This window comes from Pantoea sp. CTOTU50773, assembly GCF_032082325.1.
Classification (GTDB): domain Bacteria; phylum Pseudomonadota; class Gammaproteobacteria; order Enterobacterales; family Enterobacteriaceae; genus Pantoea; species Pantoea communis.
Window position 1 is genome coordinate 1 of sequence record NZ_DAMDQC010000253.1, and the last position, 3,417, is coordinate 3,417.

Sequence of the window (3,417 nt, forward strand, 5' to 3'; positions counted from 1 at the left end):
ACTGCTGGCTTTTGCAGAGTTGGTGCATGAGGCTGGTTTTCCGGCTGGCGTGATCAACGTGATCACCGGATTTGCTGAAGGATGTGGCACGGTGCTGACACAGCATCCGCTGGTTGATCACATTGCCTTTACTGGTGGCGCAGATACGGCACGTCACATCATTCGCAACAGCGCGGAAAACCTGGCGAGTACCTCCCTGGAATTAGGCGGGAAATCCCCGTTTATCGTGTTTGCCGATGCCGATTTAGACAGTGCAGCCAATGCGCAGGTGGCGGCCATCTTCTCTGCCTCAGGACAGAGCTGTGTGGCGGGATCGCGTCTGTTGCTGGATGAGCAGATAAAAGATGCCTTTATTGAAAAGCTCACCAGCAAAGTGCGCGGGATTGTGATTGGCTGCCCGCAACAGCAGGAGACGCAGTTTGGTCCACTTTGTACCGAGCGGCAGAAAAGCAATATCGAGCAGGTAGTGAGTCGCAGCATCGAGCAGGGCGCGCGTCTGGTGATCGGCAATCAGCCGGTTGATCGCCCTGGTTTCTATTATCCGCCCACCATTCTCGATTGCAGCGCCGTACCGAATGCAGAAAGCGTGGTGCAGGAGTTGTTTGGTCCGGTGTTGTCGGTGCTGACGTTTAAAGATGAAGCCGACGCGATTCGTTTAGCCAACGGCACAGAGTATGGTCTGGCGGCAGGCGTATTCACCCAGAACCTGACTCGCGCCCATCGCGTCACGCGTAAGTTGCGCAGCGGCGTGGTCTGGCTAAATACTTATCGCGTGGTTTCACCGCTGGCGCCATTTGGCGGCTACGGTAAGTCTGGCTTTGGTCGAGAAGGCGGCATTGACGCGGCGTTGGAATACACCACCACGAAAACCGTCTGGCTGCGCACCAGCGATGAGCCGATTAGCGATCCCTTTATTATGCGCTGAGGGGTTAAGGTGCGCTGACATGCGCACCTTGCGGGAATCTGGTTTGCATATATCAATGCGCGCTCTGCCAGAAATAAAGTTGGAATTTTCAGCGTCGTTATTTATGACGACCGTCACAGGTACAGTTGTTAAGCATTAAATAGCACCGGGAGTCTTACCGCCAATTCTTTAATAAGAAGACGAAAAACCATTCGTCGGGATGGCTGTGGCTTTTTTTCGCGAGGAAGGTTTTACCCACATTAAAAAACAATCCCATTTTGAGAATTGGAGGGTATGGTGAATACACAACCACGTCAGAGTCAAATTATAGAAAATAAGTCAGTGGATTATGTCCCGGAATCGGAACGCCACGGTAAATCGCACAGTTTATTTACCTTGTGGTTCTGTACCAACATTGCACCGTTGGCGGTAGTCAGCGGTGCGATTGCCACCGAAACGTTTCATCTGAATGTTATTTCCGCATTAACCGCGATTATTGCCGGTCATCTGTTTGGCGGGATCTTCCTTGCGTTAACTTCTGCGCAAGGGCCCAAAGTCGGCATTCCCCAAATGGTGCAGAGCCGCGCGCAATTTGGTCGCTACGGTTCGCTGCTGGTGATTAGCTTTACGACGGTGATTTATCTCGGGTTCTTTATCTCGAATATTTCGCTATCCGGTAAAGTCATCAACAACGTCTTTCCGTCGATGCCGGTAAGCAGTGCCACGGTCATTGGCGCTATTCTTGCCACCGCCATTGGTATCGTCGGTTATCATTTTATCCATCGCATCAATAAAGTTGGTGCATGGATCATGGGTGCGGCGCTGATTTTGGGCCTGGCGCTGATGGTGTCACAACCCTTACCCGCAGACTTTTGGTCTCGCGGCAGCATGAGTGCAGCAGGGTGGTTTGGCACTTTCTGCATAGGTGCGGTATGGCAAATCAGTTTCTCTCCCTATACCTCTGACTACTCGCGCTATCTGCCCGCCAATGTCGGTATTGCACGCCCGTTTATAGCCACTTACTTAGGCGCCTGCGGCGGTACCATTCTGGCCTTTATCTTCGGTATGATGGCCGTCAATATCGCACCGACAAGCGATGCGATGATGTCAGTGCGCCACGCCACTGGCTGGCTCGGCCCTATTCTGATGGTGCTGTTCCTGGTCAATATTATCTGCCACAACTCAATGAATCTGTATGGCGCGGTATTATCACTGATCACCGCTGTGCAGACGTTCCGTCCACACTGGACGCCGGGTGCCGCAGTGCGTTTAGTGGTCTCATCACTGGTATTAGTGGGAAGCGTGTTAGTCGCGCTGGCGGCATCACAGAACTTTGTTTCCTTCTTTATCAATTTGATTCTGGCGTTGATTGCGGTATTGATTCCATGGATTGTGATTAATCTACTGGATTTTTATTATGTCAATCAGCAGAAGTATGACGTTGAAGCGATATTTCGTGCAGACGGCGGACGTTATGGATTGCTCAATACCCAGGCATTGCTGGTCTATTTCGCTGGAATCTTAGTACAAGTGCCCTTTGTTGAAAATGCATTCTTTTCCGGTCCCTATGCGAATTTAATTCCGGGTGTCGATATTTCATGGATTATCAGTTTCGTGGTGACGAGTATCGCGTATCCTTTACTGCATCGTAAAAGCGAGTCAGGTCTGGTCAGCACCCGGAAAAGTAAGGCTTGATTTAAGCGCGATGGCTCCTGATATTAATGGTTTTATTCAGGCCCTCTTTAATGAGGGCTCTGTTTAGGTTGTTTTCTGTTGAAACGATGTTGATTATTCGCCATCAAAATGCTCAATCCGTTTGCGAACCCTGTAGCGTTAATAACCCTACACACCTGGAAGTAGCGCCCACCAGCAGGTGAGGGGATCGCAATTCATTAGTTACAACAAACAATAAGTCACATTTTAAAACTGCACTGAGCTGAACCTCAGCTCACACGCCCCTCTCAACCCGGACCCGCGCCGAACCTGCACCCGGGTTGCCCCCACTGAATAGCGGCCGCTGCCCGGCCCGAAGGGCCGGTAAGTCTTTTAAGGCTTTGGGTTGAATGCTGTAACTACTTGGTTCTTCGTTGCTGTGAGTGGTGCCGCGGGTTTTATCTTTCGTCTCCGACCGTCTGACTTCAGTGCGCCTGAAGAGCCGCTGCTTAAACGGTGGTCGGACAGGTTGAGATTCTGCCTGTTGAGAATTTGCATCAGAGAAAGTATGGATGACGCTTTCAGCACAAACCGGCAGCAATATGAATATAAACCAGTCCTTCAGCTTGCTGCTCATTGCGTGCCGATTGAGATACCTCTCTTTAAGCAACATGGATTATTACCGCATTCTTAAGATTCTGTTAAGAACATCATGTTTTACTCGTAATCGCATTGGGCAAAAACATATTGGGGTACAGACATGCTTCCGGATTGCGATTAACCCAGCACAGGAAAGAGCTGATATTTATTCGCAAAAACAAGCATAAGACAGCACTTTTATTCAAACGGCGTGAGAGGGA

2 protein-coding genes are annotated in these 3,417 nt (G+C 50.2%); both read left to right on the forward strand.

The window, feature by feature from the left end; all coding sequences use genetic code 11:
• Positions 1-925 (forward strand): aldehyde dehydrogenase family protein (locus RT340_RS22325; protein ID WP_313377842.1); only part of this gene is annotated, 925 nt, incomplete at its 5' end.
• Positions 926-1,198: 273 nt separating this feature from the next.
• Positions 1,199-2,599, forward strand: coding sequence for a purine-cytosine permease family protein (locus RT340_RS22330; protein ID WP_313377843.1), 1,401 nt, complete (start codon positions 1,199-1,201; stop codon positions 2,597-2,599).
• Positions 2,600-3,417: the final 818 nt, after the last annotated feature.